Raw genomic sequence first — 25095 nt, 5'->3', positions numbered from 1 at the left:
TAGCGCTGATGTAAGGCAAATAGACCGTCTTCCCATGGGAGGACGGTCTATTTGCTTTCATTTACTCATTAACAGGTTGCTTGTCTGCACCAGTCCCCGCAAACCTGATAAATATGAATAATCCAATCAGGACCACAACGATCCCCGACCAGAAGAACCAGAACGGAACGCCGAACCGGCCGGCCACTGGACCCGCCAGTGCAAGCCCGATCGGGGAGGACAAAAGTCCGATACTTGTCACGAAGGAGAGTACGCGCCCCAGGAGCTCAGGCTCATAAGACTTCTGGATCATCGCCATGTAAGGGCCGTTGAACAAGGGGGCAGCGGCACCCATCAGGAACGAGAGGACGGTAAAAGCAAGGAATGCCTCGCGCCCTACCATCCCGCTCAGGACACAGGTGAGCCCGATCACAATCAGACTCACACTCATGTAGTTGGTGTCCTTCCACCTGGAAGCAAGCACCGACAGCAGCGCACCGCCAAGAATCATCCCGATCCCGAATACGGCCTCAATCAGGCTGGCACTGTAACCGCCGCGTCCGAAATGGGATAGCGTCATCAAGGGAAACAGCATCGCCAGCGGCATGAACACCACGCTGAAGACTGCCATGGCAACCGTTATCGTTACAATGGGTTTTTGTGACAGGAATGCCCGCCAGCCGAGCATAAACTCCTTACGGAACGAGGGTGTCTCTACGATCTCCGGCTTGGGCTGCTGAATATGAATGAACAGAAGCATAAGGTTAGCGATTAAGGCACCTGCTACATCTAAAAGTAATACTGTTCCTAGTGAAGTAGCCGAGTATACCGCTATTCCAAGCGCCGGTCCAAGGACGCTGGAAGCGGAGAAGATGAGTTGATTCCAGCCTGCCACCCGGGTGAGCTGGTCTTCCGGCGCAATCAGAGGGATTGCAGCCTGGAACGATGGGGCATGGAAGGACGAAGCTGCCGAACGGATCAGCAGGATGGCATACACAATCCATAAGCTGGGCTCGCCCCATAGATAATAAGCGCCCAGAATCAGACTGGTTAGTGCAATGGCGCTGTCCGCGGCGATCATAGTGAGCTTACGGTTCCAGCGGTCGAGCCAGACGCCAATGAACGGGCCTAAGACCGCTTGCGGTAGAAACCCGGCCAGACCGGCCAGCATCAGCACGGTAGCCGATCCTGTCGTCTCGGTCAGATGCCAGACGATGGAGAACTGAACCATCGCCGATGTTAATATCGAGAAGATTTGCCCGCTGAAGATGAAGGCGAACGTCTTTTTCCATTGAATATTCATAAGTTTCTTACCTCCCTAATAAAGACAGACCCAAATCCGGAAGTGGACTTGGGTCTGCAACAATTACATGCTGGGACAGTGCGAAACCGGGCATAGTGAAATAAGCCGTAGCGGATCGCAGCCGATGTCCTTAACGTAAATAGCAGCAGCTCAAAAAAGCCCACACTTGGTGGAAAATCAGCTTTAATTGGGCTTGCTTACCATATACGTGGAATCATCGGCTGCCATCCTCCTCAAATTTTATAGCTGGAGCTTAACATTGAAGTTCTCCAGATGTCAATAATATCGGAGCATTCCGCATCTTCAGCCTAGTATGCTATATTGGGAATAATGAAGCGGATACAGGGGGCTGGAGGATGTTCTTTTTCATAGTAATGCTTATATGTTTCGGTGTGTTTGTAGCGCTTGCCTATATATTCAATGCGAAGCATAAGATCGTGATGCCGCTTATCAGCGCGGTGGCAGTCAGTATGCTGGTGCAAGTGCTGGAGCAATTCTATATGAGCAGCATTATTGTCGTGGCGTTCATTCTGTATTTCATTATAAGCAGCATCAGGACCTTCAAGCATGAACAGTTCCAGTTGATGGTGGCGATTCTTTTCAGCACGTCCGTTGTTACTCTCATCATAACCTCAACCTACTTCAAGCAGCCTGTGGTTCCCTCCGAAGCGGAGATGGTCAGGGTGATGTTCATCTATTACCCGCTGCTGATACTATTTATCTCCTGCTATACCTACATGCTGCTTAGCGTATTCAATTTCAAGCTGCTTCAGTCCGGGAACCCGCTCGGGTATGTGATGGGTAAGGTGCGGGGCTTCAGGCGTATGATCCGTCTGCTCTGGATCGCTTCACGCAAAGGGCTGAACCATCTGCTCCAGCAGGATCATGCGAAGCTGCCGCAGGTGATTGCTGCCATTCTGGATAACATGGGCGGAGTCTTCGTGAAGTTCGGGCAGGTCTTATCGACCAAGAAGGATCTGCTGCCTGCGCAATACATCGAAGCGTTCTCCAGCCTGCATGACCAGGTTAAGCCGCTCAGCCGGAAGGAGCTGAAGGAGATCATCGACAGCAAAATCGGCGATCTGGAGGAGACGTATGAAGACTTCGGAATGGAGCCCATTGCAGCCGCTTCGATCGGTCAGGTGCATCTGGCACGGCTGAAGTCCACGGGAGAGAAGGTAGTTGTCAAAATCCTGCGGCCGGATGTGAAGCAGAAGATGAGCGTAGATCTGGATCTATTAATCCAATTCGTGACCCGGCTCTCCGAACGCTCCTCCAAAATCCAAAGACTCGGCTTAATCCAGCTCGCCCAAGGCTTCAAAACGAATCTGATTGAAGAGACGGACTTCGACATCGAAGCGCTGAATACCAACCTGCTGCGCCAAGCATTCCAGGAACACGATATTCCGATACAAGTGCCGAGGATCTACGCCGAGTACTCGACCAAGCAGATTCTGACCATGGAATATATTGAAGGGCACCGGTTCACCCGAAAGGTGAGCAGCGATGTGTCCGAAATGATCATGCACGCATTCCTGCAGCAGATTCTGATGATCGGCATCTTCCACGCCGACCCGCATCCCGGCAATCTGATGCTGACCCAAGACGGGAAGGTCGCGCTGATTGACTTCGGTTCCGTGGGTTATCTGACGGAGGAGGAGCGGGCCGGGATGTTGAACTTCCTGATGGGCTACAGCCGGAAGGATACGAAGCAGATGGCCCAGGGCCTGGCCGGAGTCTGTGAAGAAGGGGAGCTGCTGGATGTGCGAATGATCGAGCGGCGCCTCGGCAGACTTTTGTCCGAAGCCTCTTTCTCGCCTGATCCTACCATTGTCATGATGAGACGGCTGATGTCGATGATTACCGAGCTGGGAATGTCCTTGAAGCCGACGGTGGCCGGGGCCTTCCGGGCGATTATTACCCTGGACGGGACCTTGTCCTCTGTGGATGATTCGTATTCCTTATCCGCAGCGAGCCAGTCCTTCGCAGAGCAGATGGATCAGGGGCAGATCGTCAAGGAGCAGCTAAGCAAGGTGAAGGGGCGGCTGGAGGACTATATCCCGAAGCTGCTGGAGCTGCCACTATTGAAGGAGAACCGGATCACTCTGGCGCGTGAGGACAATCATAGTCTGACGGATTTCGTGGGGACGCTGACGGTCGGGATGTTCACCGTGATCTGTATGGTGATCATGCTGGCCAGCTTCTGGGTGCAGGGGGAGATCATGCGGTTCGTCCTGGCTCCCTTATCGATGTCAGGCTTCGGCACGGGGATGATTATTCTGATGATGTCCGTGATTAAGCAGTTGAAACCCAAGAGTTAACGGAGGGCGTGTAGGAATATGGCGAATCTACTCCCGAACAAGAAGAGAATACGCGGGTGGAAGCGCAGGGTTAGGCAGGGTTCAATAACGATAGAGACATACAAGGCCTCAGAGAATTCTCTGGGGTTTATTGTCTGTAGAGGGGGCCTTGGCTGGCGGCTACAAATCCCAAGGAGTTATGATATAATTTAGCTTTATTACGGCCGGATAAGGATTATCCTGGCACGCATAGAGAGGTACTTCATATGATAAATAATTTCTGGCGTGAATTGCCACGCCCTTTTTTTATACTGGCACCCATGGAGGATGTGACGGATGTGGTGTTTCGTCATGTCGTTGCTGAAGCGGGCAGACCGGATGTGTTTTTTACGGAGTTCGTGAATACGGAGAGCTATGCTCACCCGGAGGGGAAGCAGGCGGTGCGGGGGCGATTAACCTTCACCGAGGATGAACAGCCGATGGTCGCGCACATCTGGGGGGACAAGCCGGAGTATTTCCGGAAGATGAGCATCAGCATGGCTGAAGAGGGCTTCAAGGGCATCGATCTGAACATGGGTTGTCCTGTAGCGAATGTAGCCGAGAACGGGAAGGGCAGCGGCCTGATCTGCCGTCCGGAGACCGCAGCGGAGATCATACAGGCGGCGAAGGCCGGAGGACTGCCCGTCAGCGTCAAGACCCGGCTCGGATTCAGCAGCGTGGACGAATGGCGGGGCTGGTTGACTCATATTTTGCAGCAGGACATTGTGAATCTGTCCATCCATCTGCGTACGCGGGAGGAGATGAGCAAGGTCCCGGCCCACTGGGAGCTGATTCCTGAGATTAAAAAGCTGCGGGATGAGATCGCGCCGGACACCCTGCTGACGATTAACGGGGACATAGCGGACCGGGAGACGGGCCTGAAGCTGGCCGCAGAGTATGGGGTAGACGGGATTATGATCGGGCGCGGGATTTTTCATAATCCGTATGCGTTCGAACAGGAGCCAAGGGAGCATAGCAGCAAGGAGCTTCTGGATCTGCTTAGGCTGCACCTGGATCTGCACGATCACTATTCGGCGCTGGAACCCCGTTCCTTCAAGCCGCTGCCCCGCTTCTTCAAAATCTACGTCCGCGGCTTCCGCGGCGCCAGTGAACTTAGAAATAATCTAATGAACACCAAGTCCACCCGTGAGGTGCGTGCACTGCTGGATGAATTCGCAGGCAAGGAGCAAGACGGGGCGGAAGAGCTTGGGGACTCGAGGGAGGGCGTATGAGAAACTTTATTATTTTCGGAGCAAGTAAAGGCTTGGGAGAGGCCTTCGTCAAGGCGCTGCCGGTGGCGGGCGATCAGGTCTGGGTGGTCTCCAGAACGTATCCGGACAGCATGAAGCTGGAGGATGGGGTTCAGCGGACCTGGATTGAGGCTGACTTGGCGAAGCCGGATGCTGCGGGCCGGATTGCAGAATCATTGAACGGCGTTACCCTGGACGTATTCATCTATAATGTTGGCGTATGGGAGAGCAAGGGGTTCAGCGATGACTATGATTTTGAGCAGGATGATCCGGCTGAGATTACGAGCATTATTAACATCAATGTGACTTCGGCGATTACGTGCATCCAGAAGCTTTTGTCCAATCTTATAAAGTCAGAGAACGCCAAAATCTTCTTGATTGGTTCTACGGCAGGTCTTGACCATAATGATTACACCCAGGTAACGTTCGCCGCCTCCAAGTTCGGTCTGCGCGGGATTGCCAATGCGGTGAGGGAGCATGTGAAGAAATACGGCATCGGTGTGACTATCATTAATCCCGGGGAGATTGCTACCCAGATTCCGCTGGAGGCCGGGGTGGAGCCCGTCTTGTCCGCCTATAACGGTGCGCAGATTCCGCTTCAGGATATCGTATCCCTGGTGCAATGCGTCATGAACCTGTCCAAGGCTTCCTGTGTGAAGGAAATCAATATTCCGGCGATGCTGGACTCGAATGCGTAGGGATGAAGGATGTTGCGCGGTTAGAAGAGCTTCGGGGGCATTACGCAGTGGCTCAGACAAACGGCAGGTAAGGGGGAGGAGCATGAGCTATAAAAGCTTAATGTGCGGGTTGCTGGTCTTGTGTATATCCCTATTAGCAGCATGCAGTTCTGGTTCTTCAATAAGCGATTCCGAGAAGCGGCAGATGGTGGAGCAGGTGAGGATCGTTGAACAGAGTGAGTATAATCTCCTTAACCTTCATAAATCATATAGACAATATCATAAAGCTGTAAATGAACTGGTAAGTGAAGAATATTGGGCATCGATCAGCGGTGATATTGTATTCGGATATGATGCTGCAACATACACCCGGGATGATCTGGCGAATATGCCGCAAGAGGAGTACGACATACTCAAAGAGCGTATGCTTCAAATCCTTCGTGGAGCGGAAATGGATAAGCTTAGTGCAACGGTTCGCATATCGGATGTGTATGCAGGGAGTAGCTCCAATCAAGCCAACATATACACGTTCGAACATAAAGAATTGAAGGATCAGCCGTTCACCGCAACTGCTAAGAAATATACCTTGGAGAAACGCAGCGGAGAATGGCTTATTACCAAAGTAGAGCAAGATAAATTCACTTATGGAAGCGGGCAGACCGCAGAGTTAAGAGAAGACGGGATCAAGGGTCTCAATTATCAAGCCCATGATGGCAAGGATATCGGTTATCCGACAGTGATCGTGTTGCCTGGAACCTCAGATTCATCCTAATAAGTCCAACCCGAAGAAAGCACTCTTTTTGGGTGCTTTTTGCGGCCGTCACTCTTTCATCAGGCGTACGGCTTGCCTTAGGGTTGCGGAGAATCAGACTTAATAGAATGCCAGCAGCCGCGATCCGCGCGGTCAAGGGGAGAGAGGTTTTAGAGTGGAGCATCTGTCACAGTATACTTACGTTCAATCGATCGCAAAAGCTACTATAAGTCAATTACAGGGGATAATTAAAGAAGGCATCACAGAAAAGGAAATCGTCTATAGAGCCGAAGAGATTATGAGAGATAAGGGGATTCATAGTTTTTGGTATCACGGTGTAGGGGCATTTGTTCACGTTGGGAAGAGAACAATTAGGTCCGAGTCGGGCAAGGAGTATAAGCCTTCGGATACATTGGTCCGCAGAAATGATATCGTGACTATAGATCTTAGTCCAGAGATTAACGCCTATTGGGGAGACTATGCACGAACACTAATAGTGATTGATGGAAAAGTCATTGCCGAAGACGCAATTGCACATACCAATAATGAATCTGCACTAGAATTTTCACATGGAATTAACGCCGAAAAGGAGCTCCATAACAAATTTATGGATTTTGTAAGACCGGGCATGACTTTTGAAGAAGTCTACTTATACATGAATGAGGTTGTCCAACAACTTGGTTACATTAATCTTGATTTTTCCGGAAATTTGGGGCATACCATCGAATTTGATAAAGATCACAGAAAATACTTTGAGTCCGGGAATAAGATGAAGCTTAGTGAAGGATCACTATTTACATTTGAGCCGCATATTAAGCACAGAAATGGATTGTACGGTTTTAAACGGGAGAATATTTATTATTTTCGTGATGGAGAATTACTTATTTTATAAGAACGTACGGATATATGCATAAGAGGATACGTACACAATGTCCAAGGCTTCCTGTGTGAAGGAAATCAATATTCCGGCGATGCTGGACTCGAATGCGTAGGGATGAAGGAGTAATGGAGGTGAGCCTTATGAAACTGAAATTTATAATACCGTTTCTTGTTTTCATCATGGCCTCAGTGGGCTGTATTTCAGTCTCCAGTGTGAGTGCAGCGACACCAACCACGTATGGCTCTGTTATTTTAGACGGGAAGCCCCTTGGCTTCGATGCTAAGCCCATCATCATAAATGGGAACACGATGGTGCCTTTTCGTAAAATATTTGAAGCATTAAATATGAATGTCCAATGGGATTCCAAAACCGGAAATGTTACGGCCCAAACCACAGGGATAACGATTAAAATGACAGTGGATAGCCTTAAGGCCAATGTCAATGGCAAAGAATTTACTTTAACTCAAACGCCATTTAATACACCTGAAGACACGGTTTATGTGAACCTCCGTTTTATTAGCCAAGCCATAGGGGCGACTATAAGCTGGGATAATGTGAAGAAGATTGCAACCATAAATACTAAATAAACTTCGTATAATCGTACAGAAAGAATATAATCTTGTGTGATAGTAAATAGGCCGTTTCCTTCACCGGGGCGGTCTATTTATGCTCCTGAGTTCCGACAACTTATGCTACATTGTTATATACCCCCAGTTCGTAATACTTCCGCCATGTACCTGGGACCCGATATAAGCGAATATAGACACAGAAGCGTCGGGTGATCCCGAACATAGGAGGTTGAAAAGATATGGCTTATCAGAATATTGACGGTGTGCGCGTGTGGGGGAAGCCGGATGAAGGAGCCCTGATGCAGGCCCGGATGTGTGAGGAGAATGGAAATGTGGTGCAGACCCTGCTGATGGCGGATCATCATAAAGGCTACAGCCAGCCGATCGGCGGCGTGGTCGTATACGATGGACAGATTTCCCCGTCTGGCGTAGGCTACGATATCGGATGCGGGAATAAGGCGGTGCGGACCGGCTTGAAGATAGAGGAGCTGCGGCCGCGGCTCTCAGGGATTATGGATGAGATTGCCCGCAGAATCTCCTTCGGCATAGGCCGGGTTAATAACGAGCGTGTGGAACACGAGCTGTTCGACGACCCGGATTGGGCGGTGTTCAAGGCGGTGGGCAGCGGAGTACATGATAAGCTGAAGGCCCTGGCGCAGAATCAGCTCGGTACGGTCGGCAGCGGCAACCACTTCGTTGACATATTAGAAGAAGACGCAACCGGCCGGGTTTGGATTGCCAATCATTTTGGCAGCAGAGGGTTCGGGCATAAGACAGCGAGCGGGTTCCTTAACCTGGCAGCAGGCAGAGACTTTCTGGCGAATGCCCCCGGGGAAAAGATGGATCAGCCGCCCGTTCTGCTCGACCTGAACAGTGAGCTGGGCGATATGTATTACAGAGCCATGAAGCTGGCCGGGCGCTATGCTTATGCGGGAAGAGACTATGTCATCCAGCAGGTCTTGGCGATTCTGGGAACGGAAGCGGATCTGGAGGTGCACAACCATCATAACTATGCCTGGAAAGAGACGCATGACGGCAAGGAAGTCATCGTCGTCCGCAAAGGGGCAACCCCATCGGCTCCCGGCCAGATGGGCTTCATCGGCGGCAGCATGGGAGACATCTCCGTAATCGTCCGGGGTAAGGACAGCGAGGAGAACCGGGATGCTTATTACAGCACCGTTCATGGAGCGGGCCGAATCATGAGCCGGACCCAGGCTGCGGGCCGTATGAACTATAAAACCCGTACCCGCAGCGGCGGTCAAATTACGACAGCGCAAATGCTGGAGGCGGTCCGGCAGTTCGGCGTAGTGCTGCGTGGCGCGGGGACGGACGAGAGTCCTTTTGTCTACCGGAAGCTGCAAGAAGTGCTGGACGCGCACGCCGGGACCATTGAGGTTATGCATGTGCTAAAGCCAGTGGGCGTATGTATGGCGGGTGCGGATGAGTTCGATCCGTATAAGGATTGAGGGGGGATTCAAGTGCGTCATGATAAGGAAGATGGACAGCTTATCATCAACCCAAAGATGAAATCCTATCTTGTATCACCCCAGATAATATCCATCACGAAGTCTCCACAGGCGGGCAGCAAGGACGCGAAGTATGGTAACATAGAACTTCAAGAAGAGGCCGACAGGCCTTTTCCCATTTTCAATAGGGAGGGATTACATGTCCTGGAGCAAACTGAAGCAACAACTGGAGGGCTTCCTCAGTCCATCCTTAGAAGGACGGGTAGAGTACCGGGCGCCCGCTTACCGCTATGCGCCGGATAAATCAGGCACCTGTTATATTACGGTGGACAAGAAGAATATTCTCAGCATGACCGACAAGTCCAGCCCCATCCGCTGGTATTCGTCTGAGCTGGAGGTCAAGAATGATCCGGAGCTCCATATCTCCGTCACCCATGAAGACATTGAAGCAGTCAGACTGACGGCCAAGGGGCCCATCCCTGAGGAACGCCTAATCATCATGGCCCGAAGCCGCTTAACCACCGAACACGCCAAGGCATTAATGTTGGCCCAGGCTGCCCTGACGAAATCGAATTTCATTGTAGTAGCGAATAAGTTCCTGGTTACTCCTATCGAGGAGAGCCTGGAGAGCAGCGATATCATCTTGAATATTCTGGCTCTGATGGACCGGAGAGTCGGGCGGAAGCGGATCGAGGGGATGTCAGTGAAGATGCAGCGGAAGCATCCGGCGGTGGAGTATTTCTATGATCTGCGGCGCGGAGCACGATGATTGTAATGGCCGTTTCCGCTTGTACTCAGCGTTTCCCGGCAACCAGCATATATCCGGCCCCCCGGACCGTAATAATCCGCTCGGGATGGATAGGGTCTTGCTCGATTTTTTTGCGCAGATTACTGATGTGGACCGCCACCGTTCGCGTATCCTCCAGACTCTTCATCCCCCAGATGAGGTGAAACAGCGTATCGACAGTGACTACTTGATTCACGTTCTGTGCCATGTAGGAGAGCAGGCTGAATTCTTTTTTCGACAGAAAAATCGTTCTGCTGCCCATATGGACCGACTGTGCATAGAAATCCAGCGTCAGTCCCGGCAGCTCCAGCAGCTGTTCCCTTCTGCCCGCGGATACCCTGCGGAGGTGAGCCTTGATCTTGGCCATGAGTACGCCCGGACTGAACGGCTTGGTCACATAATCATCCCCGCCATACGATAAGGCGCTGATCTTCACCTCATCCTCCTCCTGACTGCTTAGGAACACAATCGGGGCATTCGTGTAATTGCGTGCGTTCTTGCACCAGTCAATGCCGTTCTCATTCGCCAGCAGCACATCCAGCACAATCAGGTCCGGGTTAAATGACCCAAGCTGCATCATAGCATCGGCCCCGCTGTGGCAATACGAGGACTCGAAGCCTTCCCGCTGGCAGTATAGCTGAACAATCTCACAGATATGGGGATCGTCGTCGACGATCATAATTCGGTATGTGTCCATTCTATTGTCACTCTCCTGCTTCCTGAATCAACGGCAATATGACCTGGAAAATCGACCCCGTCTTCCCGTCGCTCTCCGCCCGGACACTCCCGCCATGCGCTTGTATAATTTCCCTGCATATCGCCAGCCCCAGCCCGCTACCTTCTACGCCCATGTCCATCCCCGGCCGGTCCACCCGGTAATTGCGGTCGAAGATCTGCTCCAGCTGCTCTGGAGGAATACCCATGCCGGAGTCTTGTACGCTGATGACCGCACAGCGGGTAGCATTCACCTCCTCTACAGCTAAGGCAAGACGCACCAACCCGCCGCCAGGAGTGAACTTCATCGCATTTGACACCAGATTGAATAGTGCTTGCTCTAAGCGTTGCGAATCAATCCGGGCAACAGGCAGGCCGGCGCCCAGGTCTGCTGTATCCCCGATGTCCAGATCGAAATCCAGTCCCGCATCCCGCACCACCAGCTCATATTGTTCATAGAAGCCGCGCAGGAACGGAGTCACCTGAACAGGCGCCATCCGGTACTCCACTTGCCCTGTCTCCAGATGGGACAAGAAGCTCAGCTCCCCGATCATACGGTTGATCCTTATCGTGTTATCGCGGATATACTGCAGATACTGTTCATTGCTCTCCGGCTTGACCATGTCCATCACTGCCTCGACATAACCCAGCATACTGGACAGCGGCATGCGCAGATCATGCGTAATGTAGGCCAGCAGCTTCTTCCTGCCTTCCTCGGAGTGCAGCAACCGTTCATACGATAGGCGGAGATCCTCGTGGGCTGCGGATAAGGCATGGGTGCGCTCCAGTACGATCTGCTCCAGATTGGCATTCATCCCGGTGAGCTTGAGATTGGCTTCCTGCAGCTCCCGCGCAATCCGTTCTTCATTCGTTGCTGCCCTTGTGAATCTTGAAGAGAGCAGCAGCATCTGGGCGACCGTGAAGATGAGCAGCCCGAACGGCGAGGTATTTTCGATGGGCGACCATTCGTTGTAATACAGGAAATCGTTGATCACCGTAGCCAGAGCCACCACCGACACCAGCAGGAAGATCAGCGCTCCCTCCATCCGCCGCACCGCCGCATGAGCCAGCCCCGCCATCAGATACACCATATGGATAACCACTACCACGCCGATCAGCACCAGCATCCGGGAATAGACGAGAGCAGGGGTCACCACAACCACTAGACAGAGTGCGCCGGTGACGATCCGGGAGCCATAGCGGAACCAACGCGACACGTAATCCGGGAAAATGCACTCAAAATACATCGTGATCATCCACCCGCCAAGGCAGAGGATCAGATACTCCAGCTTGAACTGCAACTCCCACGGAAAATGAGGCAGCCACTGGGTAAACATAAGCTCGCCGTTCAACAGGGAGCGGATAGAGAACATCACAGTGAACAGACCGAAGTATAGCGGTGCCCGGTCTTTACGCCGCAGCATGAACAGCAGCAGATGATACACGCCGATCACCAGCAGACTGGCGGTGATGAACATATCCGCAGCAATCCTCAGATGGGTCCGCACCGTTAACGCATTACTGCCGCCCAGCTCGATGTCCTTGGTGATGCCGCCCCGCTTATGATGGAAGTTCGCGACCTGCATCACCAGCTCCACCGTGTCGCCTTCAGGCTGGAAGAACACCAGTCTCGTAGCCAAGCTCGGCGTCATGCCCTCCTTGTCCTGATCCACCACACCGACCTCAGATAGCAGTTCTCCATTCACCCACAATTTATAGGCATGAAAAATAGTAGGCAGCCGCAGAGCCAGCCGCTCCTGACTATCCTGCTCACTAAGCCGGATCACCAGCCGGAAGGTGGCATAGCCTTCGCCCTTCAACACTTGACCGTCCAGCGGGTAGCCGAGCCAGGAGCCGGGGATGTTGATATACCGTTCCCGGCCATCCGGTTCCCCGCCTGCCATCCGGCTTCGTATGTCTCCGGGTGAGAGCAGCTCGTGCCAATAGAAGGCCCATTCTCCCTGTAACTTCAGCGGATTCATACGGATAGAGGTATGCGTTAGATCCAGAAGGCCTTCCTTGCTTCGAGGCTTGGGGGCACCCGGCGTTGCAGACAGGATGGCATAGCTTGCGATCAGCCCGATAACCACGACCACAGCGATATGTAACCAGATATTACGAGAACCGGACCTTAGTATACCCCTCATGATGAAGCCGACCCCAATCTACAAGATTCGTCATTCTTAAGCTCATTGCCTTAATGATAGCATCATTGCCGAAAATTGTGTGAAATTGCAATATGTAAAGTTTTCTTTTCTTACATTAAGAGGCTAAATTCCTGTGTAGAATGCTAGATAAGGAGATAGGAATGTCGAAAATTGTAAGTTTCTCGAGGTGATTCAAAAACTACAACAATGTTGGAATGAATTAGAAAATCGGTAATAAAATATATTACCCTGATGAATAGCCCCCTGGAGGGCTCTTTTTAAAAGATAAGAATTTATATGCTTCGCGCTATAATTATCCTTATCTTTCTCGCTGAAACGGTACCGTCCTTTAAAAGGACGGCAATGCCGTTTCCGCTTGGTGTTATGTTTTGGGGCTTTGTGGGGTTATTTTATGAGGGGAAATGATCTAAGGAGGCTTGGCTATTGTATACCAAAGTGTCAGCTAGAGCTGTATCCCTGTTGGCCGCATTCGCATTACTGCTCTCCGTATTTTTCACCGCCTTACCGAATGCAGATGCAGCCGCGAGAGGAGCGTGGTCGCCGAACACGGCCTATGCGGTGAATGACACCGTAACGTATGGAGGAGGTACATATACCTGTCTGCAGGCGCATACGTCCCTGACCGGCTGGGAGCCGCCGAATGTTCCTGCATTATGGAAAAGCGGCAGCACCACAACACCCACACCAACGCCCACAACGCCACCGGCCACGAACGGAGCCATCTTCTATGCAGATAGGGACTATGGCGGCAAGGCCGTCACCCTGGGAGCGGGCAATTATGTGCTGTCCCAGTTGAACAATGCGGGCATTCCGAATGACTGGATGTCCTCGCTTAAGGTACCGAATGGCTGGACGGTTGAAGTGTATGCGGACGATAATTTCGGCGGCACGAAGTGGACCTATACATCAAGCTCCTCCTGGGTCGGCGAGAGTGTGAATGACAAGATGTCTTCGGTCAAAATCTACACCGGTTCACCGCCAGCGTCCGGCGTCACCCGCCCCTCCGAGGTGCCCAGCCAGATCTGGACCTATGCCATGAATGTGGACAATAAATTCGGCAAAGGCGGAGATTTCGCACTACTGCTGAGCGCGGTGATCAAGAAGGAGAGCAGCTTCGGAGCAGGTCTGCCGGGCAGTCCATCCGCCGGTGACGGCTTGATGCAGGTCGAGCCGAATACACGCGCCGCGTATGCCTCCCAATTCAGCGCCAAATTCGGCCGTACGTATAATCACAGCAGCGAACAGGATCAGGTAGCCTTAGGCGGACTGATTCTTGATGAGAAGATCGCAAGATTCGGCAACATCTACAACGGACTCTTACATTACAACGGGGGCGACAACTGGTATCCAGGAGCCACCGATTCCTACGGCCGCCCGATCCTGGCGGATCAGTATGCGAATGCCGTCTATGGTACGTATAAGGGGTATGGGGGGCAGAATTAAGGGAGTCCCTTCCTTCTATAAAAAAAGAACAAAGACGCTCGGGGAGTTACCCCGCAGCGTCTTTGTTTTTGCGCGTGTGCCAAGCCCAGGTGAAGGTCATTCCCAATACGGCACGCCGCTGAAGAGAAACGATTCATTGTTTAAGTAGGCCGTAATCTCTCTACTGGCTAATTTACCGATATGCCCGGGCAGCCATTCCTGCCAGTCCGGCAGGCCCAGCCAGAAATTCATCGTCTCCAGCTGTGCTGCAATGAAGAAGCCCTCTAACCTTTTAATATAGTTATCCGGCAACGGATGGTGCTTGGAATAAGACTGAAGCAGCTGTTCTCTGAATGAAGGATGGATGTAGGAGAACGTCCAGCCCAAATCCACTAAGTAATAACCGAACCCGCAAGCACCAAAATCAATGGGCCGTACTTCTTCTCCATCAAACACCAAATTACTTGGAATCAGATCGGCATGAATCATGCCCCAATTGCTGGCTGTCCGCTCCATAGAGTCCATCATGTGAATGACCCGCTCGCCTGCATGCAGCAGAAGCTCCGTATCTCCTGCATCAAGCAGTCCGGCATTAGCGCGTTCCTTAAGCATATTAAGGGCCTGCTTGATCCGGGAGCCATCAAAGGCCGGGCGTTCAAAGGCAGCGGGGATGCTCCAGTTCGAGGCTTGCTTATGTAACTTGCCGATCAATTCACCTATGGCCCTGGCATCATCTATAGAAGGAATGAAAGGCTTCTGTTCACCCTCCACCCATCGTAATAAAGTGCAGTGGGTATGGTTCACGTCCGTAATGTATTCTCCGCGAATATTCTTACAAGGTGAAGGCAGGGTCACATCGGTATCCAAGGTTAAGGCTTCCAGCCAGACCATCTCGGATTGAAGGACTTCCCGCTTACTCCAGATTTGCTCAAGAGCATCACCTTTGGAGATATGCAGCCGGAGGCTGTAACTATTGTTGTCCAGATCAGTGACTTTGTAGATCGTATTGCCGCTCTGTGCAATGAAATCAACCGATTTGCAGCTCATAGAGTAGTGCTCCAGTGCTTCCAACGCGGTATTCAAGTGTCTATCCAATCGCAGCTCGCTCCCTCGTTTATCAAAGTATAATAGGTACGATAGCATAGCTGTTCATAGACGGGAATGGAACCGTTGACTATATTTGTTTTTTATTGATAAGGGTAGTCGGAGCTTATTCCGGAGCTGTAGATGTTAGTATTTCTGCACTTTGACTCTCTTGGCGCGACCGATAGCTTATCCTGCCGAACAACGCAGCAGAAATCATAGCCGCTACAGCAACGGAGGCAGCAGCGACCCACGTAATGGCTTGCAGCGATAAAAAGTTAATGACAATGCCTCCAAGTCCAGCCCCCGCCGCTATCGCCAACTGCAGCACAGATGTGTTGAGGGCAAGCATGACACCAGATGTCTTGGGAGACAAGGTAAGAAGATCATATTGCTGGCTTGGAGAAGCTGCCCAGGAGAAGAGCGACCAAAGCACCAGCACCGAGAAAACAAGGAATATGGAAGTGCCAGAGACTACCGATAACAATATCAGCATCACCATATTTAACAACGTTGCTCCAGTTAAAGTTCTGGCTACTCCCCATCGATCGGTGCCGCTTCCCCCTGCCTTTGACCCGATCAGACTGGCGATGCCGTATGCGAACAGGGCTCCGCTCATCCATCGATCGCTCATTCCGGCAACTTCCAGCAGATAAGGCGACAAATACGTGAAGGCAATGCCATAACCCATCGTCATAAAAAAGTTAATGGCGAGAGAGAGTGCGATTCGCGGTCTCTTCACCATAGCCAGTTGTTTGGCAAAGGAGATCGGCTCATCACCTTCCATCCGCGGTATTGCGCTTGCCAGGACGGGTAGACTGACCATAGCAAGAAGGCTAATACCGCCGAAAATCAGCCTCCAATCGTACGCGGCGGCAATCACCCGGCCAATGGGCACGCCCAAAATAAGTGAAGCGGTGACACCCATTAACACCGTTGCAATCGCACTCCCCTTCTTGTACGAAGGCGCTAACTTAGCGGCTAAGGCAAGCGATGTCACGACAAATACGCCAGTTCCGAGTGCCATGATTATCCGTGCAAGCAGCATAAATCCATAACCCGGAAAAATCATGATAAGCGCATTACTCACGATGATTAAGCCAAGCGAGTACAACAACAACCTTCGACGGTCAAACCGGGCTGTGACCCCCATTAGGACCGGGGTACCTATGGCGTAGGCTAGTGCGTAGACGGTCATTAACTGTCCAGCCTGAGATAATGTCACTCCGGTATCTGCGGCAACTTTATCTAAAATGCCCGTGATCATGTATTCGGATGTCCCGACAATAAAGCAGACCACAGCAAGTATGAAGATTTTCCAGTTTTGTCCCAAATTAATCATTCCCCCTCGTTAATCAATGGCTGATGTTAGTGTAAACAGTAAATAAGAAATGTAGAAGTACGCACTTTTAAGTCCTATAGGATGATGCGGGTGCTATAGGAACATGGAAGTTCCCTAGAAAAGAGGGCAGAACTAAATAGAAGGAACACGAGACGCCCAGATTCGCCTGCGGCGTCTTTGGTGCGCGAAGGGGAGGGGATAACCAGCATATGATATACTTGGGGATGAATGTTAGGATGATATCAAGAGGAATGAGGAACAAGGAGGGTTAACCTTTTATGCGTAAAGGGAAGGGTTTTTTAATACTGAGAATTCTAGTTGCCGTTCTTCCTATAGTCCTGTTGATCCAAAATTATGGTACCACCATTCGGATCTGGCTCATTCCTGTAACAACAACAATAGGGCAGGTCGCACCCGCCTTACCTAATAAGAAGATCACTACATTGACCTTCATTCCTGGAAATGACGCAGAGAGCGAATTCAAGATTAAGGGTGAAGACCATCTTAGCGATCTCATAACCCGGCTTTCCAACCTGCAAGTGAAGGAAAAGACAAAAAGTGACCAGAAAGGAGCCGACCCCTTCGACTCTATATTTTTAGACGTCCAGGGCAGCCTAAGAGTGATTCTGGATGTCTCCGAAGATAGGACTGAGCTGCTTCTGGCGAAGATTAGCAAGGATAACACAACCACCCGCTGGTATTCCGTCCTGAACCAAGAGGAGATGAAGCAGATCGTCAGCTTAATTATGGCAAAAAGAACAGATTGAAGCTTACGATTTCTTACATACGCTGATAAGGAGAGGGGAGGAGGGGGTGAACGGTGTGCGATCCCAGTCTGCATACTGATGCTCGATACGAAATCCGTAACGGGTCAATAACTCCGTCAGCGCAGCGTATGCTGTAAACCGGCAGTCGATCCGGGACTCTGTCCGCTTATCGCCCCAATCGCGAAAGGTTACCCAGTGCATGATGGAACGTTCCGCATCGTAGGTCTGTGTGCCCGATACCTTGACTACGTTGCCATCTGAATCGGTGAATTGGCCCCAACCCGTCTCCCCTTCATCGGACAGGTCAGTTCCTGCTGGATTACGCATCTCGAAGATCAGACGTCCTCCGGGCTCCAGATGATTGTAGACTGTACTGAGTAAGGCGGCCTGATCCTCATCGCTCAAAAAAGCCTGAAACGCATTCCCCGTTAAATAGATCATGGCAAACTTCTTATCAGAGCGGAAGGTTCGCGCATCAGCTTCGATAAACGCTACAGGCAAGTTCCCGGCCTTCACCCGCGCATAAGCCAGCATAGAGGAAGCAATATCGACCCCAGTCATTGCGATTCCCGCCTGAACCAGCGGCAGAGTCGTCAATCCGGTTCCGCAAGCCAGCTCCAAGACCTCGCCGTCAGCCGCTTGAGCCCATTCCAAATAGAACTGATATTTTCGTGTCTCCCCGCCGAACTCCAGATCATAGTTGATCGGATCACGGTACTCTTCCAGATTGTTATGCGCAGTCAATGCTAGCTCCTCCTTGGCAATACAATATAAATGCATAAAGGTAAGATAGCATAGCTGTTCATAGGCGGGAATGGAACTGTTGATTATAGCTGTTTTTTATTGATAGGAGGGAAAGGAAATATGTTCAGCTTACATAGCTTCACTGACAGCGGTTGTCAGTAAAGTTGTTTTATTATAGAGATAGTCATAGAGAGAGGAGCTACACATGAAACATACAGTATATCTATATGTGTTAGACACCATGGCAGACTGGGAGATAGGGTATCTAACGGCTGAACTGAACTCGGGAAGGTGTTACAAGGAGGGACAAGCTCCATCTACAATAGTTACTGTAGCCAATGATAAGACACTGATTACTACCATGGGCGGACTGAAAATCATGCCTGACATCACGGTAGATGAGTGCAGCTTGGTAAGCGGAGATGCCTTGATCCTACCCGGCGGTGAGACATGGACCGAAGCCATCCACAAGCCGATCCTTGGGCTCGCTGAGAGATGTATACAGGAGGATATATTAGTGGCAGCCATTTGCGGAGCCACCATAGGACTGGCCCAGGCCGGACTGCTGAATGCACGCCCGCATACAAGCAATGACCTGGAGTACCTCCGAATGATCTGTCCCACGTACACCGGCGAAGAGTTCTACCAGAACCAGCCTGCTGTAACGGACAGCAAGCTGATCACAGCAACCGGCATCGCCCCGCTGGAATTCACCATGCATGTATTGAAAGCCCTGGATGTAATGGCTCCACAAAAATTAGAGGCTTGGTATGGTCTGTATAAGACCCAGGAAGCGAAGTATTACCATGCGTTGATGGGATAAGAGCAATAAGGAAGACCGCCCTCTCTATACGGAGAGGGTATTTGTGTTGGTATGGCTAGGCGTGGTAGTACACGAATTCCAACATATGGTACGATGTGAGGGAAGCTTAATTGAAGGTTAGAGGCTAAGGGGGAAGGCAAATGGAGGCAATACACTCTCATAATTGCAATCTGAACATATGGTATTATCTATCCGATGAAGTATGGAATAGAGTTGCTAAGTTATATGAGCGTATGCCTGGTTGGATCGGGTACATTAACGGGATTCCACACTGGTATGGGCAGGAAGAGGATAACGTATACATTCAGGCATCCGTTGAGCCAAGCGGATTATCATTTTTTGCCCGAATGAATCAGAGTGATTGGGATTCTTGGATAGCAAGGTTTAAATTTGAAGCGACAAAGGAAGTGGGGTTCGAGGTGTGGGAGCCTGAGGATGGGTTTGAGTGAAATAGATAGGTAATGTAAAGAGGAGGTATTTTAGTGATTCTTTTTGAAACGCATCATCAAGAGGCATATAATTGTATACTTCACAATTTTTTAAAAACGGCAATATTTAATGGAAAAACAGATATTGGAGATATCATTGAAGAAATTCTCCCTAAGTATCTATACAGAGAACAATATCAAAAATGTGTGAAAACAATTGAGGAACTGTACAATTGGACAGGAGACAAATTTTATCATGAAATGAATGCTATTCATGAATTTATTCTGTATAAATTTATTGATTACATGGGGGATTTGCAAACGGAGTTATCTGAATTTAATGGACTATATTTTAATGAAAGATGCCATATCTTGATTAAGGAAGCTAGTCAGAAGGATTTTGAAGAAGATTCTGATTTTACTCTAGAAGAACATGAAGAATCCTTTTATGATGTCTTTTATTATCCGGATGTATTGTTTACAGATACAGACTTTTTAATGATTGACACTTTATATAATCAACGTAAGCTTGGAAATTTAATTATAGAGAATAGATTAAGAATTAACATAGACTACTATTTTGAATTACTCCCTATCGATATTCAAGAGCAATACAAAACGAAGCATATTACACTTACAAGTGAAGTTTCTTCAATGCTAAAATATTTCACTGAAAGAGTAGAGCACGGAAATTTATATAAATTATTTTGGGAGAAAGATGTTCCAGTAAAAGAAGAACGTATACAACTAATTCTTGAAAACATAATGGACGCTTACTTTTATAATCAAGCAGTAGAAATCACTAGAGAAGCAATGCTTGGAAATGGGAAAGTTGATTTCAAATTATACAAAAATAGTAACGAAGAAGAAAAGGTTCTAATAGAAATAAAGAGAGCGAGCAGTTCATATTTGAAAAAAGGATATGAGAAGCAATTAACGGATTATATGCTATCCACCAAATACAAAAATGCATTCTACTTAATTGCTTGCTTCACGGATGATGAATACGATAAAAGCATGAAGTTTATTAGAGAACATGTTTATACGGATACAATACAACTATACATTAATATATCCATATTAGATTTTAGAAAACGTAAATCCGCCTCGATCTTATAAGATGGGGCTTTTTAGAGAATTGTTAATTATAAACAGTTAAATTATTCAAAAAAAGTGTTACATTTAGTCGAGTTATGCGTCTTCTATTGATAGACAGCATGAGTCATTTCGACTATTATCGCTATTTCTATATCGAAGGGAGGAATTATAGGACTTTACTTGTAGACAAAGATGACGTATAGGAGCTTTAGGTGAGACCTGCTGGATACTTATTAAGAGAGGATGAGTTTGTTGAAAAAGAACATTCGTTATTTTTTATGCCTCATGCTCGTATTTCTAATGATTCCGCTGAGTGTAGCTGCTTCTAATCCTGACCGAAATGCAGATTTAACACATACTGTACCGAAGGCCATTATACAAGCGATGGAATTGCAAGAACCGGCCCTTCAAGCCTATCAGAATCTCTGGAACAGTTTCAATAAAGATGAGCTAGGCACCCCCATTTATCCTGATAATTATGCTGGAGAATATGTCAGCGGCGACAAACTGGTTATTATGTTAGTAGATCCTTCTGAAGAATTGAAAGAGGATTATATGAAACGTGCACAAGATAGTGAGCATGTTATATTTGAAAGCGCTTCATATTCACTGAATTATTTGAATAGTCTAGATCAAGTCGTTACACAGCTGGAGGAGCAGAATTATAGCATCGGTAGCTACGGTGTGGACCGAAAGGCTAACCAGTTCTACGTTTCAGTGATCGAAGAGGATTACAATAAGCTTATGAACGAGCAGCCCCAGACCCTCCAGAAGACAACGGAGAGCTTGCCTGTCCGGATCGAGCCGGGAACACCTAATACGAGTACAGCCCAATTATGGGGCGGGGATCGAATTACCAATGAAGATAACGGTGCCGGGTTAAGTGTCGGCATTGGCGGTACCTATGGCGGCAGTAATGCCATTCTGACGGCTGGACACAGCAATGAGAAGGTAGGCTTTTTATCTACAAGATATCCTTATATTCAGTATTCGGGAACACGGACAGGACAGGTGAGTTATCAGCGTGCGAATAGAACAAACGGTGCGACTGGCGTAGATTCACTGGGCGATTTTGCGATGGTGAAGTTAACCGGAAGCGATACGGCGACGAACAAAGTGTATGGAAGTGTATCCATTACCGGCACCTATTCGTCGGTCCCTGTGGGAACCACGATCTATAAATACGGAGCAACGACCGGATATTCTTGGGGGACTGTGACACAAGCGAGTATAAACGTTATCTACTCCGATGGCCTGTTTAATACCTATTACGTGAATGGCCTGTATCAGTCTCTGATGCAGAACTCATCCGGTACCGATGCCGTTGCCGGGGGAGACAGCGGCGGACCGGTATATATGAAGGATGGAAGTGCGAACAAGCTGCATGGCATTGTAACGGCCAGAAGCAATCCGACGAGCGGGCCTGCTAAGATTATGTATTCCACCCCGATTTATTATGCGGAGCATGCCGGCTTCACCGTCAAGGTGAATTAGTTAAACTGTACCCATAAGGAGGATAATGACATGTCTGTTCCCTCAGTCTCTAGACCATTCCTGTGGTGGTGCGCCGTGTTGACGGTCATTATCCTCATGTGTATTGTTGTCTACCGGACAGGGTCTGCGTGGGTTCACAATCACCAGTTACGCAAAGACTTCTCAGCTGCAGCAACGGCCAGCCCCTATGTACAAGGCATTCCGCTGGAGCAAATGGATCTGAGTGCGTATAGCTCCTATTTTCCCGGCATATCTGGCGAGCCTGAATATTCATTAACTCATCGTATAGAAGCGCCTGTAACCTTGCAGTATTATACTGAGATTCCAGGCGGGGCAACGGCGGTTGCCTTAGAAATTCCCAAGGGAACAATCATTGAGGCCATTCCGCCAAAATCCCAGGAATCTTCATTCTATGAGTTAGGGTATGGGTATACCAGCTATCCTACCTATGAGAAGCGGTGGCGGTATGTTCGGCCATTCAAGACGGCAGAGGATGCAAATCCTGCATTGAGCGAGAACTATTACTATGTGCAAATGGACAGCTTAGAGGCTGTATTGGATTCAGCGATTAGAGCAAATAAGCCTTTTCGAGCGGCTGTACGTCAGCAGCATTGGACCCTGGATCGGGGAACGCATACCTTTGCACGATATATTGATGACGTATTGTATCAGAATGGAGTGTATCTTTCGCCGGATTTGTTCTACCGGACCTTTGACCGCTGGAACATCATGCTGCTTGGGGCGGTGGTGGTGATCACCATTGTCCTGTTAAGTCCAAGTTCATGGTTTGCCCGAAAACGAAGATAGAGAGACATTAGAAGCTACGTGATACTGAATAATTAAGAGAACGCCGTGGCGTTCTTTTTTTCTGCGCCAGCCTATTATTCACGAGCCCGAATCACCAGGAAAAAGGGTATAATTAATTAAAAATGGAATTAATATGGATTATATGGGGAGGGGTTACAAATTTCACTTCGCGTTCTAAAGGCTTGTGAACCCGATGATGATAGAACATTCATGAAGAATTTATATGAGAACCACTATCCTTTAATGAGAAAGAAAGCATTTAATATTATTAAGGATCAAGAAGTCATTGATGATCTAATTCAGGAAGCTTTTATTAAGCTGATCCCCAAAACATCTCTATTGCGCTCCTTAAGCGGCTGCAAAGTTACCACTTATGTCGTCAATACCATTAAGCATTATTGCTATGACCATATCCGAAGGCGCATCCGCCGTTCCAAGAAGGTCTATACCGGCTTGAACAACGATGTAGCGGAGCAAATCCCTGATCTCACTGCCGCGACAGAAGAGAATTACATCCAGGCTGAAGCAGTAGGAGCGCTTACGGAAGCAATGATGCAATTATCTGAACGCGACCGGAATCTGCTCTACTTCAAATACAAGCTGGAGCTGGGGGATCAACAAATCGGGGAGCTTTTGAATATTCCCACGCAGCATGTTCGGCAGTATATTTCCAGAGCTAGGGGGCGGGTGCTGAGGGTTTTGAGGGAAGAGGGTGGCTGATGGAAACATGAATGTAATCAAGCGATAAAGAAGGAGAATTTATAATGAAAAAACAAACCAAGTACCTTATAGGAATCGGGGCTTTAATCATTATTTTGGTTGCAGCTGTCTTTGTATATAATGCTCAGAAGACAACTTCTTTTAAGAAAGTGATAACTGATAAAATTAATGTTAATGAAGTATCCACCATTTATATCACCCAAAGATCTTCAGGTGTTGAAGTTACGCAAGATGAAATTAAAATTGAAGATCGGGAAGAAATAAATAAGATCATAGCTGAGTTCGATAAGTTAGACTTGAAGAATGCGAATGACGGAAAAATTAAGTTCGATCCCTATACGTATAACATTCAGATATATGTAAATAAGGAGGCTAGATTCGGTATTGATATATATAACAAAATGAATATTTCCTTATTTGACGGTAAGGCTACAAAGAATAGACTAAATCAGTATTTAACCAACAATGCTGAAATAATCAGTATGCTGGAGAATTATTTTAAATAAACATGGATAAGAAGGTCTGAAATATCTTCCTGTTATATACGATTTAAGATGAAGAAAATAAAGATTCTATGGAGGAATATCATGAAAAAATTAATAGGGATTTCTCTATTGATACTATTGACCGCTTGCTCAAATCCTCAAGAATCTAACACGACTAAGAAGGATACTACCTTTACAGAAATTAAATCCTCTCAGAGTAATGCAGCTCCTATTTTAAAATGGAATGACCAGATTTATTTAGTAACTGACAAAAAAGTATCTGCCAGTGAAGTTGAGTTGGAAATCGGAAAAGTTACCAGTTACTCTGTCACAGGCGAAAAAATAACACCGAACAATTTTTCGAATTATTATGCTACAGGCACACCATTTTTCATTATTAAAGGGAAAGACAAATTAAAAGAATTAGCGATCCAAACTAGTAAAGAAACCTTTGTGAAGGCAATAATTCCATTGGCAGTTACCAGCTCCAATTCAGAATTTCAACTCTAAATAGTTCTACACCTTGTCACGAACCCGGGCTCCAATAGGAGTCCTTTTCTGTGTAATTTTAGGAATATCATAGATTTACATTAGGGATTGGGCTATCATCATTACATACAGAGAAATTGTGGAAAATTGAATTTGACCCACTGGGCGGAGGTACACATGGACGAATTAATGCAGAGAATTATTCAATTCCGTGACGACAGAGACTGGAAGCAATTCCATGATCCCAAGGATCTGGCGCTCTCGATCACGCTGGAGTCTAGCGAACTGCTGGAGCTTTTTCAATGGAAGAACAGTCAGCAGGCCATAGAGCAACATTACTCCGACATGCAGGACGAAATCGCCGATATTCTCATCTACACGCTGACGCTTGCCCATGATCTGCAGATCGATGTTAAGGATGCTATCCTCCAGAAGATAGACAAAAACGCGAAGAAATACCCCATATCCAGCTCCAAGGGAAGAGCACATAAAAGCACACAGCAGTGAATG

Annotated in this window: 25 protein-coding genes; 19 read left to right on the top strand and 6 right to left on the bottom strand. The window is 48.6% G+C overall.

The annotated features are described in order from the left end of the window. Positions 1-61: 61 nt before the first annotated feature. On the bottom strand, positions 62-1282 hold the full coding sequence (locus MKY64_RS23755; protein WP_340956179.1) for an MFS transporter: 1221 nt from the start codon (positions 1280-1282) through the stop codon (positions 62-64). Positions 1283-1638: 356 nt separating this feature from the next. Between MKY64_RS23755 and MKY64_RS23750 the strand changes: the two genes are divergently transcribed. The 8 genes from MKY64_RS23750 to MKY64_RS23715 all read left to right on the top strand — a co-directional run bounded on the left by MKY64_RS23750 (position 1639) and on the right by MKY64_RS23715 (position 9983). Next, a complete protein-coding gene (locus MKY64_RS23750; RefSeq protein ID WP_340956177.1) occupies positions 1639-3603 on the top strand; it encodes an ABC1 kinase family protein in 1965 nt (654 codons plus the stop codon). A gap of 245 nt (positions 3604-3848) precedes the next feature. Further along, positions 3849-4853, top strand: coding sequence for a tRNA dihydrouridine synthase (locus MKY64_RS23745; protein ID WP_340956176.1), 1005 nt, complete (start codon positions 3849-3851; stop codon positions 4851-4853). After that, positions 4850-5569 (top strand): SDR family NAD(P)-dependent oxidoreductase, encoded by a 720-nt coding sequence (locus tag MKY64_RS23740; RefSeq protein ID WP_340956175.1) that lies wholly within the window; start codon positions 4850-4852, stop codon positions 5567-5569. Before MKY64_RS23745 ends, MKY64_RS23740 begins: the two co-directional genes overlap by 4 nt. 82 nt (positions 5570-5651) lie before the next feature. Further along, complete coding sequence (locus tag MKY64_RS23735) at positions 5652-6320, top strand: hypothetical protein (protein WP_340956173.1); 669 nt, start codon at positions 5652-5654, stop codon at positions 6318-6320. Positions 6321-6474: 154 nt separating this feature from the next. Continuing rightward, positions 6475-7191 (top strand): M24 family metallopeptidase, encoded by a 717-nt coding sequence (locus MKY64_RS23730; protein WP_340956170.1) that lies wholly within the window; start codon positions 6475-6477, stop codon positions 7189-7191. Positions 7192-7319: 128 nt separating this feature from the next. Next, positions 7320-7766 (top strand): copper amine oxidase N-terminal domain-containing protein, encoded by a 447-nt coding sequence (locus tag MKY64_RS23725; RefSeq protein WP_339253510.1) that lies wholly within the window; start codon positions 7320-7322, stop codon positions 7764-7766. Between the two features lie 221 nt (positions 7767-7987). After that, positions 7988-9214 carry an RtcB family protein gene (locus MKY64_RS23720; protein ID WP_340956167.1) on the top strand — a complete coding sequence of 409 codons (1227 nt, stop codon included), beginning with the start codon at positions 7988-7990 and terminating at the stop codon, positions 9212-9214. Between the two features lie 199 nt (positions 9215-9413). Continuing rightward, a complete protein-coding gene (locus MKY64_RS23715; protein WP_340956165.1) occupies positions 9414-9983 on the top strand; it encodes an SF0329 family protein in 570 nt (189 codons plus the stop codon). A 25-nt stretch (positions 9984-10008) separates the two neighbouring features. Here the strand turns inward: MKY64_RS23715 and MKY64_RS23710 are convergent, their stop codons facing one another. Beyond that, positions 10009-10698 (bottom strand): response regulator transcription factor, encoded by a 690-nt coding sequence (locus MKY64_RS23710; RefSeq protein WP_209875418.1) that lies wholly within the window; start codon positions 10696-10698, stop codon positions 10009-10011. Positions 10699-10705: 7 nt separating this feature from the next. Next, entirely contained in the window at positions 10706-12862 is a 2157-nt protein-coding gene (locus MKY64_RS23705; protein WP_340956162.1) for a sensor histidine kinase, read from the bottom strand. A gap of 444 nt (positions 12863-13306) precedes the next feature. Here MKY64_RS23705 and MKY64_RS33465 point away from each other — a divergent pair, with 444 nt between their 5' ends. Then, on the top strand, positions 13307-14326 hold the full coding sequence (locus MKY64_RS33465; RefSeq protein WP_445323311.1) for a carbohydrate-binding protein: 1020 nt from the start codon (positions 13307-13309) through the stop codon (positions 14324-14326). 96 nt (positions 14327-14422) lie between these two features. Here the strand turns inward: MKY64_RS33465 and MKY64_RS23690 are convergent, their stop codons facing one another. Both MKY64_RS23690 and MKY64_RS23685 read right to left on the bottom strand, forming a co-directional pair. Continuing rightward, positions 14423-15400: a phosphotransferase enzyme family protein gene (locus tag MKY64_RS23690; RefSeq protein WP_340956160.1), complete on the bottom strand. Its 978-nt coding sequence runs from the start codon at positions 15398-15400 to the stop codon at positions 14423-14425. Positions 15401-15515: 115 nt separating this feature from the next. Next, positions 15516-16721, bottom strand: coding sequence for an MFS transporter (locus MKY64_RS23685; RefSeq protein WP_340956158.1), 1206 nt, complete (start codon positions 16719-16721; stop codon positions 15516-15518). Positions 16722-17008: 287 nt separating this feature from the next. Between MKY64_RS23685 and MKY64_RS23680 the strand changes: the two genes are divergently transcribed. Then, entirely contained in the window at positions 17009-17497 is a 489-nt protein-coding gene (locus MKY64_RS23680; RefSeq protein WP_340956156.1) for a hypothetical protein, read from the top strand. 3 nt (positions 17498-17500) lie between these two features. Here the strand turns inward: MKY64_RS23680 and MKY64_RS23675 are convergent, their stop codons facing one another. Next, the gene (locus tag MKY64_RS23675; RefSeq protein WP_340956154.1) at positions 17501-18241 is read right to left on the bottom strand and encodes a class I SAM-dependent methyltransferase; all 741 of its coding nucleotides are present in this window, start codon (positions 18239-18241) and stop codon (positions 17501-17503) included. 205 nt (positions 18242-18446) lie between these two features. Here MKY64_RS23675 and MKY64_RS23670 point away from each other — a divergent pair, with 205 nt between their 5' ends. The 9 genes from MKY64_RS23670 (at position 18447) to MKY64_RS23630 (ending at position 25092) form a co-directional block, all read left to right on the top strand. Then, the gene (locus tag MKY64_RS23670; protein ID WP_340956152.1) at positions 18447-19064 is read left to right on the top strand and encodes a type 1 glutamine amidotransferase family protein; all 618 of its coding nucleotides are present in this window, start codon (positions 18447-18449) and stop codon (positions 19062-19064) included. A gap of 140 nt (positions 19065-19204) precedes the next feature. Next, positions 19205-19513: a hypothetical protein gene (locus MKY64_RS23665; protein ID WP_340956149.1), complete on the top strand. Its 309-nt coding sequence runs from the start codon at positions 19205-19207 to the stop codon at positions 19511-19513. A gap of 33 nt (positions 19514-19546) precedes the next feature. Beyond that, positions 19547-20611, top strand: a complete 1065-nt coding sequence (locus tag MKY64_RS23660; RefSeq protein ID WP_340956147.1) for a hypothetical protein — start codon at positions 19547-19549, stop codon at positions 20609-20611. Positions 20612-21145: 534 nt separating this feature from the next. Beyond that, the gene (locus MKY64_RS23655; RefSeq protein WP_340956145.1) at positions 21146-22084 is read left to right on the top strand and encodes a trypsin-like serine protease; all 939 of its coding nucleotides are present in this window, start codon (positions 21146-21148) and stop codon (positions 22082-22084) included. 30 nt (positions 22085-22114) lie between these two features. Beyond that, positions 22115-22891 (top strand): hypothetical protein, encoded by a 777-nt coding sequence (locus MKY64_RS23650; protein ID WP_340956143.1) that lies wholly within the window; start codon positions 22115-22117, stop codon positions 22889-22891. A gap of 210 nt (positions 22892-23101) precedes the next feature. Further along, a complete protein-coding gene (locus MKY64_RS23645; protein WP_340956142.1) occupies positions 23102-23611 on the top strand; it encodes an RNA polymerase sigma factor in 510 nt (169 codons plus the stop codon). Between the two features lie 44 nt (positions 23612-23655). Then, a complete protein-coding gene (locus MKY64_RS23640; RefSeq protein ID WP_340956140.1) occupies positions 23656-24117 on the top strand; it encodes a hypothetical protein in 462 nt (153 codons plus the stop codon). Between the two features lie 81 nt (positions 24118-24198). After that, entirely contained in the window at positions 24199-24606 is a 408-nt protein-coding gene (locus MKY64_RS23635) for a hypothetical protein (protein ID WP_340956138.1), read from the top strand. Between the two features lie 156 nt (positions 24607-24762). Beyond that, complete coding sequence (locus MKY64_RS23630; protein ID WP_209875391.1) at positions 24763-25092, top strand: nucleotide pyrophosphohydrolase; 330 nt, start codon at positions 24763-24765, stop codon at positions 25090-25092. The last annotated feature ends 3 nt before the right edge of the window (positions 25093-25095 follow it).

This window comes from Paenibacillus sp. FSL R7-0210 (assembly GCF_038009085.1).
Taxonomy (GTDB): Bacteria; Bacillota; Bacilli; order Paenibacillales; family Paenibacillaceae; genus Paenibacillus_AQ; species Paenibacillus_AQ silagei.
Note: the sequence above shows the minus strand (reverse complement) of the source record. Positions and strands in the feature narration are given on the sequence as shown.